Source organism: Pelagimonas sp. KU-00592-HH, from assembly GCF_040369695.1.
In the GTDB taxonomy this organism is placed as follows: Bacteria; Pseudomonadota; Alphaproteobacteria; order Rhodobacterales; family Rhodobacteraceae; genus Shimia.
On the sequence record NZ_BAABWM010000002.1, the window covers coordinates 1 to 14,491 of the forward strand.

Sequence of the window (14,491 nt, forward strand, 5' to 3'; positions counted from 1 at the left end):
GTACGACAATCTGTAAATTTCGGGTTTCAGCTTAATCAATCGGCAACCGCTGTCAGGCACACTGGCAGCGGTTGTTGCTTTTGGGGGCGGCCGAACATGTGTCCCTGATCGGAAGCGCCCTTCATCAGCGCAGCCAACTTACAAAGCCTGCCCGGCCCCGGTCGGGAAACTCACGGCAACCAGGGCCGGAAATCTTCGGGTTTCCGGCCTTTTGCCGCCGCTTGCCTTCACCCTCTGTCAATCTTCTGGACAAACGCCCCCACCTTGGCAACAAACGGCGCATGAGCCGAAGCCCCCTTCCCATCGAACGCGCCGTTGGCGACTGGACCCGCGCCCACCTGCCGTTTGCGGTGGCGGAACTCGTGGTGTTCTTCCTCAAACAGGCCTGGGCCGCGCTCTTTGCCCTCTTGCTGCTTGTCGGCATCATCCTGTCCTCGCAACTCTGGCAGAGCGACTGGCCACTGGCCCGCTACGACTTTCTCGTGCTCTACGCGGTCGGCCTGCAAATCCTGTTCCTGGCCCTGAAACTGGAAACCTGGGCCGAGGCGCGGGTGATCCTACTGTTCCACCTCACCAGCACCCTGATGGAGGTCTTCAAGGTCAACCACGGCAGCTGGTCCTACCCCGAAGCCGGGGTTCTGAAACTCATGAACGTGCCGCTGTTTTCGGGCTTCATGTACGCGTCGGTCGGCTCTTACATGGCGCGCGTCATCCGCCTTTTTGACATGCGCTTTGCCCCCTACCCGCCGTTCTGGGCAACAGCCCTTCTGGCGCTGGCAATCTATGTCAATTTCTTCAGCCACCACTTCCTGCCGGACATCCGTGTTGCGCTGTTCTTTGCCACGCTGATCGTGTTCCTGCGCACCCGCATCTGGTTTCAGGTCAGCGACACGCCCTACTGGATGCCCCTGCCGCTGGCGGCTTTCCTGTCGGCCATCGCCCTATGGGTGGCGGAAAACATCGGCACCATGACCCGCACATGGCTTTACCACGGCCAGACCAGCGACCAGATGGTCAGCCTGGCCAAGATCGGCTCGTGGTATCTGCTGCTTTACGTGAGTTTCGTCACCGTCACGCTGGTGCTGCGTGACGCGCTGCATGCAGCGCCCCTGTCAAAGGAATCCGCGCCATTTCAGAAAGACAACAAGCAGTACGAAAGCCGCTATCAGGTTGAAAGAAAGCCCGCCGAGTAGCCCCAGCACAAAGCCCTTGCGCCGGTCCGCAGGGTCCACCGCTTCCAGCCCCGCGCGCAGGCCCGCCTCGGCGGCCGCCACCTTCTCGGCATCCAGCCCAAGCCGGATTTTCGGATGCCCCGCCAGCTGTTCCGCCTCGATCAGAACCGCCGCCTGACGATGCAACACCTTGGGCACACGCCGCCCGACCTTGCGCATCGCCTTCTGCAAGCCGTCTGCCTCGAACGAGAACTTCTGACCGGCAAGACGCGCCAACCCCGCGTTGGTCTTCTGGATATGCTTCAAATCAATCATCTTGCCGCCAGCCTAGCCCCGCCGCGCCCATCGCTCAACAGGGCTGGCATCGCTTTCCCTCTGGGGCTATCAAGCGGGTATGTTGAACACGCTCGAATATGGCTCCCGCACCGATGAACCCGACCTGCTGATCGTCCACGGCCTCTATGGCTCTGGCCGCAACTGGGGCGCAGTGGCCAAACGCCTCGCTCCGGAACGTCGCATCGTCTCGGTCGACCAGCGCAACCACGGCCACAGTCCCTGGTTCGACAGCCATTCCTATCACGACATGGCCCGCGATCTGGCCGAGGTGATCGAGGCACAGGGCGCACCGATGGACGTGATGGGCCATTCGATGGGCGGCAAGGCCTCGATGATCCTCGCGCTCACCCGCCCCGACCTTGTCAATCGCCTTATCGTCGCCGACATCGCGCCGGTGCAATACACCCACGACCAGAACCAGTTCATTGCCGCCATGCGCGCTGTGGATTTGTCGCGAGTGGAAAAACGTTCGGACGCGATCGATCAACTGGCGCAGAACGTCGACGATCCGACCCTGCGCAGCTTCTTTACCCAGTCACTCGACCTGAATGGCCGCAAGTGGCGTCTCAATCTCGACGTGCTCGAGGCGGAAATGCCAAAGGTCATCGGCTTCCCCGAGATCAGCGGCAACTTTGAAGGGCGCACCCTCTTCCTGTCCGGCTCCGAGTCTGACTATGTAACGCCAGAGCATCGCCCGCGCATCCGGGAACTTTTCCCCAAGGCCCGCTTTGCCAAGATCACGGGCGCGGGGCACTGGCTCCATGCCGAGAAACCCCGCGAATTCGTGCAATCCGTTCAGGCGTGGTTGAACGCAACCAGCGCTCAGGCTTCCAACTCGTAGAGCTTTTTCGCCACCAGGTAAGACACGGGGAAAGAAATGAAAAAGCCGACAAGGGCCGAAAGGGCCACCGGGTAAAGCGTGTCATACCCCGACACGAGCGCCACGATCATTGCGCTGCCGGCGATGGTCGAACCGATGAAGAGATGCAGAATCAGAGAGAGCCGAAACATGTGCGTTGCCTTATCTTGTGGCGTTTCCACGGGCGACACTGGCCTCACATGCAAAGGTCCGCATTGATCTGAATCAGAAAGATACCTGAAAGATGAACCTTTCTTGATCCACCCCTAAAGGAAGTCGCGGATCGACCCTGTCTTTGGCGACAGGCTGGCATCAATATCCCGCATCTCAAGCGACAGCGCCAACGGCCGTCGCGCCATCACCTCGGCCACGAACGCCCGCGCCGCCTCGAACACCTCGGCAGCCGCAGCCTCTTTCACCTCCTGCGGCCGCCCTTCCCGCAGGCGGATCGACATGTCGATGAACCCGTGCTGCGGATCTCCGTCGGCAATCGCATAGTGATCCACCCGGATCGCCCGCACCCGAATCCCCGCCATCGGAAAGGTTTCGATCCCCGCGGCTGTCGCGCGGATCACCTCGCACAGCGCCCCCATGTCGATCTCGCCTTCAAGGTTGCCGGAATATTCGATGATGAAATGAGGCATGTTTACCGTCCCAGAGTTTCTTCAATCATTTCGCGATTTTCGCCCATGTCAAACCCGTTTCCCCCGCACGGGAACCAAGCCGAAAAAACTTTGTTGACATGTTCACTGCAATTTACTTAACATGACAACTAACAGCATTTCAAGCGGAGGATGCCCCATGTCCCAACTCGACCAGAACATCGCCAAGCTTCGCGGCTATCTCTCCCGCTTTGCCGAGGGTGGCATCAAGAACCGCATCAACGGACAAGATCGCGAGGGCGCGGCCGGTGTGTTCAGGAACACCTCTCCGGTCGACAAATCGGTGATCTGCGACGTGACCCACGGCACCGCAGCCGACATCGACGCCGCAGCCAAATCCGCGGCCGATGCCTTCCCCGCATGGCGCGACATGCCGGCCGCAGAGCGTCGCAAAATCCTCATCAACGTCGCCGAAGCCATTGAGGCCCGCGCCGAGGAAATCGCGCTCTGCGAATGCTGGGACACCGGCCAGACCCTGCGCTTCATGTCCAAGGCCGCCCTGCGCGGTGCCGAAAACTTCCGCTACTTCGCCGATCAGGTGATCCAGGCCCGCGATGGCCAGCACCTGAAATCACCCACCCTGATGAACATCACCACCCGCACCCCCATCGGTCCGGTTGGCGTCATCACCCCGTGGAACACCCCCTTCATGCTATCCACATGGAAGATTGCACCGGCGCTGGCCGCAGGCTGCACCGTGGTTCACAAACCCGCCGAGGCCTCGCCGCTGACCGCCCGCCTGCTGGTAGAAATCGCCGAAGAAGCCGGCCTGCCGCCCGGTGTTCTTAACACCGTGAACGGCTTTGGCGAAGACGCGGGCAAAGCGCTTTGCGAACACCCCGCCATCAAGGCAATCGCCTTCGTCGGTGAAAGCAGCACCGGCAGCCTGATCGTCAAACAGGGCGCAGACACCCTCAAGCGCAACCACCTCGAACTCGGCGGCAAGAACCCCGTGATCGTGTTTGACGACGCCGATCTCGACCGCGCGCTCGATGCGGTGATCTTCATGATCTACTCGATCAACGGCGAGCGCTGCACCTCGTCCTCGCGCCTCCTGGTTCAGGACACCATCAAGGAAGAATTCGAAGCTCGCCTGATCAAACGCGTCAACAACATCAAGGTCGGCCACCCCCTTGATCCGGCAACCGAAATCGGCCCGCTGGTGACCGAGGAACACTACAACAAGGTGACCTCTTATTTCGACATCGCCAAACAGGACGGCGCCACCGTTGCCGCTGGCGGCGAAAAGGTTGGCGACGCGGGCTATTTCGTGCGCCCCACCCTGTTTACCAACGCCAACAACCAGATGCGCATCGCCCAAGAGGAAATCTTCGGCCCCGTCCTCACCTCGATCCCCTTCTCGACCGAGGAAGAGGCGCTGGCGATGGCCAACGACGTCGACTACGGCCTCACCGGCTATCTCTGGACCAACGATCTCACCCGCGCCCTGCGCTTCACCGACCGTCTCGAGGCCGGGATGATCTGGGTGAATTCGGAAAATGTCCGCCACCTGCCCACCCCCTTCGGCGGGGTCAAGGCCTCCGGCATCGGCCGCGACGGCGGCGACTGGTCGTTTGAATTTTACATGGAACAGAAACACGTCGGCTTTGCCACCGGCCAACACAAGATCATGCGTCTCGGCGCCTGACCCATCAATCTTCGGGAGGATACCATGGGAGAAATCGTACTCGCCGCCAAGATGACCCACGTGCCGACCCTGCTCATGTCCGAGCAGGAAGGCCCGATCAAGGGCAAGCGCCAACCCGCCATCGACGGCCACCGCGAAATCGCGCGCCGCGCCAGGGAACTGGGCGTCACCACCGTCATCATCTGTGATACCCACTGGGTCATCAACGCGGGCTTTCACATCAACGCCAACGCCCGGTTCGAAGGGCTTTTCACCTCGAACGAGTTCCCGCAGTTCATCCAGGACCTGCCCTATTCCTACGAAGGCAACCCCGAGATGGGTGACGCAATTGCCAAAATTGCCTCTGACAAAGGTGCCTACACCCTGTGTCACCATCTCGACAGCCTCGAACTGGAGTACGGCACCCTTGTTCCCATGCGTTTCATGTCCCGCGAACACGACATGAAGGTTGTCTCCGTCGCCGCATGGGCCACCGTGCATGACCACGACGAAAGCCGCATCATCGGCGAAGCCATCCGCGAAGCCGTGGAAGCCAGCGACGAAAAGGTGCTGTTGGTTGCCTCGGGCTCGCTCTCCCACAAGATCTGGGCCAACAAGGACTATGCCGCCAACAACGGCACCTTTACCATCAGCTCGGAATTCAACCGCCAGATGGACCTGCACGTGCTGGAGATGTGGAAAAACGGCGACCACGCCACCTTTCTCAAGATGCTGGGCGACTATGCCACCTTCTGTTGCGGCGAAGGCTCCATGCACGACACTGCCATGCTCTACGGTGCCCTCGGCTGGGACAGCTATGACGGCAAATGCGAAGTCGTGACCGAGTATTTCCCCTCCTCCGGCACAGGCCAGACCAACGTGATCTTCCCCGTCTGACCTTCACCACCTGACACCGAACAACGGAGAGCCCCATGCGCCTTGCCACCTTTTCCGCCGACGGCCACACCCACTACGGTGCCATCACCGAGGCCGGCGCCGTCGCGCTGAACCACCGTTTCCCCGAATGGCCAACCCTGTTCGAGGCCATCGCGGCGGGCGGGCTCTCCGCCCTGACCAAAGCCGCGTCAGGGGCCGACATCACCCACACCGAATTCGACTTCGAGATGGTGATGCCCGATGCCCGCCGCATCCTTTGCGTCGGTGTCAACTTTCCGGACCGCAACGCCGAGTACAAGGACGGCAGCGCCCAGCCGAAGTACATGTCGCTTTTCCCGCGCTTTGCCAGCGGCTTTACCGGCCACAACCGTCCCCTGATCCGCCCGCCCGAGAACCACACCCTCGACTACGAAGGCGAGGTTGCCATCGTGATCGGCAAGACCGGTCGCCGGATCAACCCCGAAAACGCCTATGACCACATCGCCGCCCTGACCCTGTGCAACGAGGGCACCATCCGCGACTGGGTGCGCCACGCCAAGTTCAACGTCACCCAAGGCAAGAACTGGGATCGCTCCGGCGCCATCGGCCCATGGCTGGTGCCTTTCACCGATGCCAGCCAACTGGATGACGCGCGCATCGTGACAACCGTCAACGGCGAGGTCCGCCAGGACGATACGCTGAACCGCATGATGTTCCCGATCCGCGAGGAGATCGCCTATATCTCGACCTTCATGACGCTACAGCCCGGCGACATCATCGTCACCGGCACGCCCACCGGCGCAGGGGCCCGGTTCGATCCGCCCCGCTATCTTGTGCCCGGTGACGTGGTCGAGATCACCGTCGAGGGCATTGGCACCCTGCGCAACACCATCGAGGACGAAGTGGTATGACCCCGCAGGATCACGCCCGCGCCGCAGCCGACCTGCTTCAGGCCGAAGCCACGGGGCAACAGATCGGTCTCTTGTCACTGCGCCATCCCGACATGGGCATGGACGATGCCTATGCGATCCAGAATGCGATCTACGAACAGAAACTGGCGCAGGGCCGCAAGGTCGTCGGCTGGAAGATCGGCCTCACCTCCAAAGCCATGCAATACGCGCTGAACATCGACATTCCCGACAGCGGCATCCTGTTTGACGACATGCTTTTTGACACCGGCAGCACGGTGCCCAAGGGGCGCTTCATCCAGCCTCGCATCGAGGCCGAGATCGCCTTTGTCATGAAAACCGCCATTGGCGGCAGCGACATCACCCGTGACGACGTCATCGCTGCCATCGACTTTGTCGCGCCCTCCATTGAGATCCTCGACACCCGCATCCTGCGCGCCGATCCTGAAACCGGCCGCACCCGCAGCGTGCATGACACCATCAGCGACAATGCCGCCAACGCCGGCATCGTGCTTGGGGCCGAACGCCACGCCGTCGATGCCTTTGATCTGCGCTGGGTCGGTGCCCTCACCTTCCGCAACGACGAGATCGAGGAAACCGGCTTGGGCGCGGGCGTCCTGAATGATCCGGTCGAAAGCGTGGTCTGGCTGGCCCGTCGCATGGCGCAATATGGCCAACAGATCGAACCCGGACAGGTCATCCTTTCGGGCAGTTTCATCCGCCCCGTCGAATGCCCGCCTGAAACCTGCATCCACGCCGATTTCGGTGCCTTTGGTTCCGTCGACATCGCCTTTGACTAGGGCCTCAGAACAGCTCTACGTGCGCACCGTTCAACATGGCCGCATCTTGCGTCACCTGCCCTGACAGGCGGCGGCGCACATCCTTGAGGATCACCCCCTCGACCAGCATGGCGAGGTCTAGAGGCTGCCCCGGCTCGGACCGCTGCAAACTGTCGAACACGCCAACAAGGTCCTCAAGGGTCTGACACATCAGATCGATCTGTTGCAGATCTTCATGCAGGTTGCACTGGTCCGCAAGGTCGCCGATATGGACATCCAGACGCGCCGCAACCGCAGATAACCCGCGCAATTCCGCCCCCAGCCGCGCAAGCGCTTCGGAAAAACTCACCTTTTCTGTCACAGCCGTCCCACCACCTTTTCAATACAGGCCTTCATCTGCGGCACCGAAAAGGGCTTCAGAAGGCAGTTGTTCATCCCCAGCTGCCGCCCCTTTTGCAAAACCGCGTTATCCGCTCGCCCCGTTACGAGGATGAACCCGATCCGCGCCGTGGCCTTGCTAAGCCGCAACTGCTCCAACAACTGCAACCCGTCCATGTTCGGCATGTTGTAGTCCGAGATCACGAGGTGAACCGGCTTGGCCATCAGGGTGCGAAAGGCCGACTGTCCGTCCGCTTCGCTCACCACGTTCCAGATACCGATCTCGTTCATCGCCTGCTCGATCAGGCCGCGGCTGGTGGTCATGTCATCCACCACCATGATTTTCAACTGGTCCTTCAAACTCATGACACCCTCCTGACATCATTCATAAATTCCGGCGTCACGGTCTGCGCGTTTCGTTTGTAGACACTGGCGCCCAGATGCGAAAAGAACTGTCGCGCCGCGCCGGTCACGTTCTCGGAATGCCCAGAATAGAGCGTCGCCCCCTCGGGCATTTGCGCGGCAAACCGGCACCACAGCCTGTCTTGCGTGGCCGCGTCGAAATAGATCGTGACATTGCGGCACATGATGACATCAAAGTCGCCGTGAAACGGCCAGTCGTGCAACAGGTTCAACGGACGAAACGTCAGGAACTCGCGCGCCTTCGGGCCAACCAACCAAGTCTCCCCGTCCTCCCGGCGCAAAAACGCTTGGCGAAGACGCTCGGGGAGTGCCGCGACCTGATCCTCGCGATACCGACCGGTAACCGCCTGTTCGATCACCGCGGCATCAATGTCGGTGGCAAGGAGTTTTACATCAAGCGTCGCCGCCTCGGGCAGCCCCGACAAGAGGCTGAAGGCCAGCGTATAGGCCTCCTGACCGGTTGAACATCCGGCCGACCACAGCCGTACCCGCCCCCCGTCGCGTGCCCGTTTTGCAAGCATCGGCATCAGGCGGGTTTCAAAATCCTCAAAGTGCCCCTCTTCACGCAGGAACCGCGTGACGTTGGTTGTGAGCGCGGAGATCAGGTGCTGCATTTCACCCCTGCCCCGGTCGCTGGAAATCAAACCGCAGTAGGCCGCGATCGACGGCAGCCGCAGGCTGCGCGCCCTTCGCGACAGGCGCGAAACCACCATGGCGCGCTTGGCCTCGGTTACAACGATACCGGTTTCCTTGTGCAAAATCCGGGCCACCTCGGCGAAATCCCTGTCAGAGATGCCGAAATCAACCGTCTGCGCCGCCACCCCGTTCATGGTCACCCCGCCTCTCCCGTTGCCAGAAACGGCAGCGTGGTCTTGAGATCGATGGCCCGCATCAGCTCTTCTTCGCGGGCAAAGACCCCGCGGATACAGCCAGCCAGCTCGCCCCCAGACACGTCCGGTGCCGCCATCATCTCGTCGGGCGAAACGGTCAGGATATCGGACACCGCTTCGACCAAAAGACCAACCGTCTGGCCATTGGTGAAGACGATGATCACGACATGACGCGCCGATGGCTCGGTCACGCCGAGCCCAAGCCGCAGCGACAGGTCGACAACCGGCAGAACCGTACCGCGCAGGTTCATCAGCCCCTTCACATAGTCCGGCGCATGGGGCAGCACCGTGGTTGGCGTCCACCCCCGGATTTCAAGAACATGGCTGATCTCAAGGCAAAAGGCCTGTGACCCGATCGAAAATGACACGATTTCAAGCTGATGCTCGCCCGTGGCAACCGCGTTACTGGACATATCCCGCTCCTCCATAAAGTTCTGCGCCCCCGCGTACGGCCGGTTCGGCAAGTTGATCGGCATCCACGATCAGCGCGATCCGGCCATCGCCCAGGATCGTGGCCGCCGCCACTCCGGGGATTTCCTGATAGTTCTGCTGAAGCCCTTTGATCACCACTTCGCGCTGGTCGCGGATGCGATCGACGGCAAACGCCACGCGCCGGCCCGCCTCTGTCTCGACCAGCAGCAGTGAATGGTCGCCGTATTCTCCGGGCGCCGCCCGAAACCCGAGCGCCGACCCAAGATCAAAGACCGGCACCAGCCCGTCGCGACGGTTCAGGACATGCCCTCCTGCCCCCAGCGCATGCAGCGGGGCATTCGAGGCCTTGAACGTTTCGCGAAGGGCGGTTGTCGGCACAACGAGGATTTCGCCTGCGGTTTCCACCACCATACCCTCCATCACGGCAAGCGTCAGTGGCAGGCTGATGGTCACCGTTGTGCCGACACCAAATTCGGAATGGATCGACACCCGCCCGCCCAGCGCCTGGATCTCGCTTTTGACCACATCCATGCCCACGCCGCGCCCCGACAGGTTCGACACCTCGCTGCGGGTGGAAAAACCGGGGCGGAACAAAAGGTTGTCGATTTCCGCATCGCTTAGCTCATCACTTTCGCCAACCAGCCCCTTGTCGATGGCGATCTGGCGGACCCGTTCGCGATCAATCCCCCCGCCGTCGTCTTGCAGTTCAATCACCACCCGACCCGACCTGTGCACCGCGCTCAGGGTCACGGTTCCGGTAGATGCCTTTCCGGAAGCCTGCCGCCGCTCCCTGTCTTCGAGACCATGATCCACGGCATTCCGGATCATGTGCGTCAGCGGATCAACCAGCCGCTCCACCACCGTGCGATCCACCTCTGTGGCACTGCCGTGAGTCACCAATCGCGCCTCCTTGTCGGCTTCCCGTGCGGCCTCTCGGACGATGCGCGACATGCGCTGGAACAGCCCTTTGACGGGCTGCGCACGGATTGCGAGGACACTTTCCTGCAACTGTCCGGAAAGCTGGCGAAACTGCCCCATCGCCGCTTCAATTGGTCCGTATTTCGCAACCGGAATTTCCGTCATAGCCTGGCGCAACATGGCCTCACTGATGACAAGTTCACCAACGATATTGATCAGCCGGTCAACACGCGCGAGATCAACCCGGATGGTTTCTCGCGCCGGGGCTCTCTCAACCACCTCCGGCCTGTCGACATCGCTCTGCGTCACCGGGTCTTCGACCTTTAGCCCCTCAGCTTCACGAGCGATGATTTCGAGATCACATAGACCTTCGGCAAACTCGAAAACCTCTGCGATCTGGGCCCGGCTGCAATCGCTTTCCAATCCGATCTGCCAACCCAACACAGGGGTCTTGGCGAGCCCTGCGTCTAGAGTGGGCAAGGCAGACAGGTCAGCTACGACATCAATGGCCCCCAACTCGCCTAGCTCCCTGAGCATCAAGGCCGGCTCGTGACCGTTCTCAAAAAGCGTCGCATGGGGCCGAAAGACGATATCGAACCCCGCGGCGGGCTCGGGTTCCAAGGGCAGGATGTCGAGCGTTAGCGGCTGAAAGTCGAGACCAGCGTCTTCCTCTTGGTCGACCGCCCCGCAGATCCCCTCTAGCGCCCGGTGCAGGTCCGGCATCTCACCCCCCGAAACCTGTCCGCGCGCCGCCCGTTCGACCAGGTCGGACAGGTGGTCGCCGGCCTCATACAACAGCTGAACTTCCTTGCTGCCGATCTGTGCGGCACCAGAACGGAAGGCATCCAGCGCATTTTCCAGAACGTGGGAAAACGCGACCAACGCCTCCAGCCCGAAAGCGCCAGCGCCTCCCTTGATCGAATGCACCGCGCGGAACACCGCGTTCACGGCCTCCTGGTCACCGCCATCCGCTTCCAGCGCAGAGAGGCCTTCGAACACGCTTTCCAGCAGTTCGCCACATTCCTCGAAAAAACCGTCCAGCAGGGCACTCATGATCCTACCCCACCGTGACCTTGCGAATGGCCGAGATCAGGTTGCCATCGTCAAACGGTTTGACGATCCAGCCCGTGGCCCCTGCGGCCCGCGCCCGATTTCGCAGGGCCTGATCACTTTCCGTCGTCAGCACAAGGATCGGCACACCACGCAGCCGTCCCAGTCCGCGCACCTCTTCGATAAAGCGAAACCCGTCCATGCGGGGCATGTTGATATCGGTGATCACCAGGTCTGGCGTCAGATCGCGCAGGCGTTCCACCCCATCGACCCCGTCTTCGGCCAGCGACACCTCGTATCCGGCCTCTCCCAGGGTCTGTTTCAGCATGTTGCGCATGGTGCGCGAGTCATCAACGGCGAGAATTTGTTTGGCAGTCATCTTAAAATTCCTCGAAACGGGTTTCGGTCAGCCCCATCAGGGCAAGGTCAGCGCGGCAACGCTCGGACAGGTTTGCAAGGGCAAAGGGCAGGCCTGCCTCCTTCCAGGTCTTGGCCGCCGACAAGAGAATTCCGGCGCAAAGTGCGCCCAGGCCTTGCACCCGGCTAGCGTCAAGGCGCACTGGCGTGCCCATTTGCGCCAGCAGGGCCTCCAGCAGATCGTCCGCCGCCTTGCTGTCGAGCCGCTCCGCCAGAACCATCGGTTTGGGTTCGGATATATCGGCGACACTCCGGTCGCTCGTGTCCTTTATCATGGTCACTCTCCCTCCCAGCCCTAGGCGATATGCCGTGTGTTTTCGGGCCATGCCTCCGCATTCACCGTCGGCTCCGCGCTGCGCACGAAGTGGGCAATGTCGTTGTCTGCGCCGTCACGCGCCCTGAACTGTGCCAGCACATCGGCCAGCTTTTCGGCCTCTGCATCGAGCACCTCGCTTGAGGCATGAGTTTCCTCGGCAAGGGCGGCGGTCTGCTGGGTGAACTGGTCCAGCGCGCCGATCTTGGAGTTGATCTCGTTCAACCCGGCGGCCTGTTCCTCGGTCGCCGAAGAGATTTCCGCGACGAGGTCGGAGATGCGACCAACACTTTCGACGATCTGCACCAGTGCAGCGCCGGTGCCCTCAACCCGCTTGCTGCCTTCACCGATGCGGGCATTGCTTTCGGCAATCAACTCCTTGATGTCATGGGTCGATTTCGATGCCCGCCGCGCCAGCGCCCGCACCTCTGAGGCCACCACGGCAAAGCCACGCCCCTCTTCGCCGGCCCGCGCCGCTTCGACCCCGGCATTCATCGCCAGAAGGTTGGTCTGAAAGGCAATGTCATCGATCACATTGACAATCTGGTTGATCCGCCCCGAGGAGTCCTCAATCAGCGCCATCGCCTGCATCGCTTTCTTGATGCCGTCGCCGCTGTCTTCCACGTCCTTGAGGTTCTGGTCGACGAAATTACGCGCCTGGGCCGCGTTTTCCGCAGACCCGCGCAGGCTTTCGGTCTGCATTTCCAGCGCAGCCGCGGACTCTTCCAGCGTAGCGGCCTGTTTCTCGGCCCGCCGTGACATGTCGAGCGCCACGCGCGAGATGCGTGACGCCCCGCCGCTCACCTCTCCTGAGCTGGCGTTGACCGCCTGCAAAACCGTCTGCAACCCGTCGGCTAGACCGTTCAGATCCCGGCTCAGCTGCTTGTGCTCAGCCTCAAGATCGGCAAAGGCCGCCTCGTCAATCCGCCCTTCGAAATCGCCCGCCGCCATCGCTTCCATGTGCTGGCTGACCTTACTGAACAACGCATGCTGGCGGGCCACTTGGAGGTCATTCGCGACCCGGCGCTCGTGATCCTCGCGCAGGCGGTCGCGCAGATCGTTCAGCGCGCGGGAGATTTCACCGATTTCGTCCCGGCGCTTCAGGGCGGGCAGGTCGCCGTCAAAGTCACCGTCACGGACACGGCTGATGGCACCAGCGATCTCTTCGACCGGCTTGCTGAGCGACCGGCCCATGATCATGGCAAAGAGCGCGCCTACTGCCAGCGCCAGCGCCGACAGGGCCAGCATCCAGCGCGGCGCGGCCTCGGCCATTGCCACCTGCTCTGCAAATTGCCGCCGCGCATCTTCGCGATTGACCTCCTGCAAGTAATCCAGCTCTCCCTCGATCCGCGCGCCCATCGGGTCGAGGTCGCTGCGAAAGGCATTGATCCGCACGATGCTGTTGGCAGATTTGATCCGGGCAAAGGTCGCCGCATAGATCTGCATGTCGGCCACCGCGACATCCAGTTCGGCACGCATCTCCTCCGGCATTTCCAGCGCCAGAAGCGTATCGGCCAGCGGTGGGATGCGCTCCAGCGCCTGCAAGACCCGCGTCGCGTCGTCCTCGCTGCCGCTGCCCTGGAAGGCGGCAAGGCCGATACGCGCCTTGTCGAACTGCTCTTTGATGTCCCCAACAAGGTTATCACGCCGCACATCCGCTTCGACGATATGAATGCTCTCGGCCAGCCCGCGGTTCAGCATGCTCACAAGGAACAGCGTCGCCATCATCATCCCCAGGATGGAGGCCGCCATGAAAAACAGTTTCCCGGCAATTCCTCTTGCTTTCATCTCACAGGTCCTCCCCGTCTTTGCCTGTTGCCCCGCATCTCAGAACAGCGTCACGACGCCGGAATCATCCGCCCGCCTGCGCGGCGTGGTGGTCTCCGGCGACAAGGTCTCGTGCCAGTCGTTCTGCAGGAATTTCAGCTGCGCATGGCCACTTCCCGGCCAGAACCGCACCTTGCGGCCACGGGTGCCGCCAAGGCATTTCTTGACCAGACGCAGCCCTTCGGTCTCGACGTACCACACTGCGAACTCTGCATTTTTCCGGCCAATCCCGTCCTCGGTACCGAACATACGCGCCCCGCCAAACAGCTTGAGATGCAGGTTTTCGCGTCTTGCCCCCTGCTGCAGAAGCGCATTGATCAGCAACTCCATCGAGTTCACGCCATAGCGCAGGTTGCCCGAACGGTTTTTCTCGGTTCCCGGCAAGAGAAAGTGGTTCATGCCGCCAACGCCGGTGTCGGGATCCCAGACACATGTGGCGACACAAGAGCCGAGGATCGTCGTCATCACCGCATTGGGGTCGTCCGAAACCCGGAACTGCCCCTGCAACACCGAAAGGGTTTTGGTTCCGTTGGCTTCCACCACCGGTGGCAGCACCGGATCGGGTTGCGGGGCCCGGCGCTCGCGTTCCAAGGGCCATTCCTGGGGGCCACGTGATCCTGTCAT

At 61.7% G+C, this 14,491-nt stretch carries 18 protein-coding genes; 6 read left to right on the forward strand and 12 right to left on the reverse strand.

The features are described from left to right. Nucleotides 1-281: 281 nt before the first annotated feature. On the forward strand, nt 282-1,193 hold the full coding sequence (locus ABWV42_RS07135) for a DUF817 domain-containing protein (protein ID WP_353339529.1): 912 nt from the start codon (nt 282-284) through the stop codon (nt 1,191-1,193). Here ABWV42_RS07135 and ABWV42_RS07140 read toward each other — a convergent pair. After that, nucleotides 1,113-1,487, reverse strand: coding sequence for a hypothetical protein (locus ABWV42_RS07140; protein WP_353339530.1), 375 nt, complete (start codon nt 1,485-1,487; stop codon nt 1,113-1,115). The genes ABWV42_RS07135 and ABWV42_RS07140 overlap by 81 nt on opposite strands. Nucleotides 1,488-1,566: 79 nt before the next feature. On the opposite strand from ABWV42_RS07140, the gene ABWV42_RS07145 reads away from it, so the two are divergent. After that, nucleotides 1,567-2,349, forward strand: coding sequence for an alpha/beta fold hydrolase (locus ABWV42_RS07145; RefSeq protein WP_353339531.1), 783 nt, complete (start codon nt 1,567-1,569; stop codon nt 2,347-2,349). Here the strand turns inward: ABWV42_RS07145 and ABWV42_RS07150 are convergent. Together ABWV42_RS07150 and ABWV42_RS07155 are read right to left on the reverse strand one after the other, a co-directional pair. Next, complete coding sequence (locus tag ABWV42_RS07150; RefSeq protein WP_255108351.1) at nt 2,331-2,519, reverse strand: CTP synthetase; 189 nt, start codon at nt 2,517-2,519, stop codon at nt 2,331-2,333. The two genes, ABWV42_RS07145 and ABWV42_RS07150, sit on opposite strands and share 19 nt — an antisense overlap. A 114-nt stretch (nt 2,520-2,633) precedes the next feature. Beyond that, complete coding sequence (locus ABWV42_RS07155) at nt 2,634-3,011, reverse strand: 5-carboxymethyl-2-hydroxymuconate isomerase (protein ID WP_353339532.1); 378 nt, start codon at nt 3,009-3,011, stop codon at nt 2,634-2,636. A gap of 157 nt (nt 3,012-3,168) precedes the next feature. Between ABWV42_RS07155 and hpaE the strand changes: the two genes are divergently transcribed. The 4 genes from hpaE to hpaH are packed head-to-tail and all read left to right on the forward strand — an operon-like array spanning nt 3,169 to nt 7,240. Further along, the gene (gene hpaE / locus ABWV42_RS07160) at nt 3,169-4,677 is read left to right on the forward strand and encodes a 5-carboxymethyl-2-hydroxymuconate semialdehyde dehydrogenase (RefSeq protein WP_353339533.1); all 1,509 of its coding nucleotides are present in this window, start codon (nt 3,169-3,171) and stop codon (nt 4,675-4,677) included. A gap of 24 nt (nt 4,678-4,701) precedes the next feature. After that, a complete protein-coding gene (hpaD, locus tag ABWV42_RS07165) occupies nt 4,702-5,553 on the forward strand; it encodes a 3,4-dihydroxyphenylacetate 2,3-dioxygenase (RefSeq protein WP_353339534.1) in 852 nt (283 codons plus the stop codon). 35 nt (nt 5,554-5,588) lie between these two features. Then, a complete protein-coding gene (locus ABWV42_RS07170; protein WP_353339535.1) occupies nt 5,589-6,443 on the forward strand; it encodes a fumarylacetoacetate hydrolase family protein in 855 nt (284 codons plus the stop codon). Then, nucleotides 6,440-7,240 carry a 2-oxo-hept-4-ene-1,7-dioate hydratase gene (hpaH, locus tag ABWV42_RS07175; protein WP_353339536.1) on the forward strand — a complete coding sequence of 267 codons (801 nt, stop codon included), beginning with the start codon at nt 6,440-6,442 and terminating at the stop codon, nt 7,238-7,240. The genes ABWV42_RS07170 and hpaH overlap by 4 nt, the downstream gene beginning before the upstream one ends. A 4-nt stretch (nt 7,241-7,244) precedes the next feature. Here hpaH and ABWV42_RS07180 read toward each other — a convergent pair whose 3' ends face one another. The 9 genes from ABWV42_RS07180 to ABWV42_RS07220 are packed head-to-tail and all read right to left on the reverse strand — an operon-like array spanning nt 7,245 to nt 14,491. Further along, on the reverse strand, nt 7,245-7,568 hold the full coding sequence (locus ABWV42_RS07180) for a DUF8776 family protein (protein ID WP_353339537.1): 324 nt from the start codon (nt 7,566-7,568) through the stop codon (nt 7,245-7,247). An 8-nt stretch (nt 7,569-7,576) separates the two neighbouring features. Next, on the reverse strand, nt 7,577-7,963 hold the full coding sequence (locus ABWV42_RS07185; protein WP_255108362.1) for a response regulator: 387 nt from the start codon (nt 7,961-7,963) through the stop codon (nt 7,577-7,579). Beyond that, nucleotides 7,960-8,850, reverse strand: coding sequence for a CheR family methyltransferase (locus ABWV42_RS07190; RefSeq protein ID WP_353340370.1), 891 nt, complete (start codon nt 8,848-8,850; stop codon nt 7,960-7,962). Before ABWV42_RS07190 ends, ABWV42_RS07185 begins: the two co-directional genes overlap by 4 nt. A 2-nt stretch (nt 8,851-8,852) precedes the next feature. Then, the gene (locus tag ABWV42_RS07195) at nt 8,853-9,323 is read right to left on the reverse strand and encodes a chemotaxis protein CheW (RefSeq protein WP_353339538.1); all 471 of its coding nucleotides are present in this window, start codon (nt 9,321-9,323) and stop codon (nt 8,853-8,855) included. Further along, entirely contained in the window at nt 9,313-11,313 is a 2,001-nt protein-coding gene (locus ABWV42_RS07200) for a chemotaxis protein CheA (RefSeq protein ID WP_353339539.1), read from the reverse strand. The genes ABWV42_RS07195 and ABWV42_RS07200 overlap by 11 nt, the downstream gene beginning before the upstream one ends. Before the next feature lie 4 nt (nt 11,314-11,317). Next, nucleotides 11,318-11,689, reverse strand: coding sequence for a response regulator (locus ABWV42_RS07205; protein ID WP_255108370.1), 372 nt, complete (start codon nt 11,687-11,689; stop codon nt 11,318-11,320). A 1-nt stretch (nt 11,690) separates the two neighbouring features. Further along, a complete protein-coding gene (locus ABWV42_RS07210) occupies nt 11,691-12,002 on the reverse strand; it encodes an STAS domain-containing protein (protein ID WP_353339540.1) in 312 nt (103 codons plus the stop codon). Nucleotides 12,003-12,022: 20 nt separating this feature from the next. Beyond that, nucleotides 12,023-13,828, reverse strand: coding sequence for a methyl-accepting chemotaxis protein (locus ABWV42_RS07215; protein WP_353339541.1), 1,806 nt, complete (start codon nt 13,826-13,828; stop codon nt 12,023-12,025). A gap of 39 nt (nt 13,829-13,867) precedes the next feature. After that, entirely contained in the window at nt 13,868-14,491 is a 624-nt protein-coding gene (locus tag ABWV42_RS07220; RefSeq protein ID WP_353339542.1) for a chemotaxis protein CheD, read from the reverse strand.

Bases quoted from the DNA above. Each gene is read 5' to 3' on its own strand.
- ABWV42_RS07135 (WP_353339529.1), top strand. From the start codon at position 282: ATGAGCCGAAGCCCCCTTCCCATCGAACGCGCCGTTGGCGACTGGACC.
- ABWV42_RS07140 (WP_353339530.1), bottom strand. From the start codon at position 1,487: ATGATTGATTTGAAGCATATCCAGAAGACCAACGCGGGGTTGGCGCGT.
- ABWV42_RS07145 (WP_353339531.1), top strand. From the start codon at position 1,567: ATGTTGAACACGCTCGAATATGGCTCCCGCACCGATGAACCCGACCTG.
- ABWV42_RS07150 (WP_255108351.1), bottom strand. From the start codon at position 2,519: ATGTTTCGGCTCTCTCTGATTCTGCATCTCTTCATCGGTTCGACCATC.
- ABWV42_RS07155 (WP_353339532.1), bottom strand. From the start codon at position 3,011: ATGCCTCATTTCATCATCGAATATTCCGGCAACCTTGAAGGCGAGATC.
- hpaE (WP_353339533.1), top strand. From the start codon at position 3,169: ATGTCCCAACTCGACCAGAACATCGCCAAGCTTCGCGGCTATCTCTCC.
- hpaD (WP_353339534.1), top strand. From the start codon at position 4,702: ATGGGAGAAATCGTACTCGCCGCCAAGATGACCCACGTGCCGACCCTG.
- ABWV42_RS07170 (WP_353339535.1), top strand. From the start codon at position 5,589: ATGCGCCTTGCCACCTTTTCCGCCGACGGCCACACCCACTACGGTGCC.
- hpaH (WP_353339536.1), top strand. From the start codon at position 6,440: ATGACCCCGCAGGATCACGCCCGCGCCGCAGCCGACCTGCTTCAGGCC.
- ABWV42_RS07185 (WP_255108362.1), bottom strand. From the start codon at position 7,963: ATGAGTTTGAAGGACCAGTTGAAAATCATGGTGGTGGATGACATGACC.
- ABWV42_RS07190 (WP_353340370.1), bottom strand. From the start codon at position 8,850: ATGAACGGGGTGGCGGCGCAGACGGTTGATTTCGGCATCTCTGACAGG.
- ABWV42_RS07195 (WP_353339538.1), bottom strand. From the start codon at position 9,323: ATGTCCAGTAACGCGGTTGCCACGGGCGAGCATCAGCTTGAAATCGTG.
- ABWV42_RS07200 (WP_353339539.1), bottom strand. From the start codon at position 11,313: ATGAGTGCCCTGCTGGACGGTTTTTTCGAGGAATGTGGCGAACTGCTG.
- ABWV42_RS07205 (WP_255108370.1), bottom strand. From the start codon at position 11,689: ATGACTGCCAAACAAATTCTCGCCGTTGATGACTCGCGCACCATGCGC.
- ABWV42_RS07210 (WP_353339540.1), bottom strand. From the start codon at position 12,002: ATGATAAAGGACACGAGCGACCGGAGTGTCGCCGATATATCCGAACCC.
- ABWV42_RS07215 (WP_353339541.1), bottom strand. From the start codon at position 13,828: ATGAAAGCAAGAGGAATTGCCGGGAAACTGTTTTTCATGGCGGCCTCC.
- ABWV42_RS07220 (WP_353339542.1), bottom strand. From the start codon at position 14,491: ATGACAGGATCACGTGGCCCCCAGGAATGGCCCTTGGAACGCGAGCGC.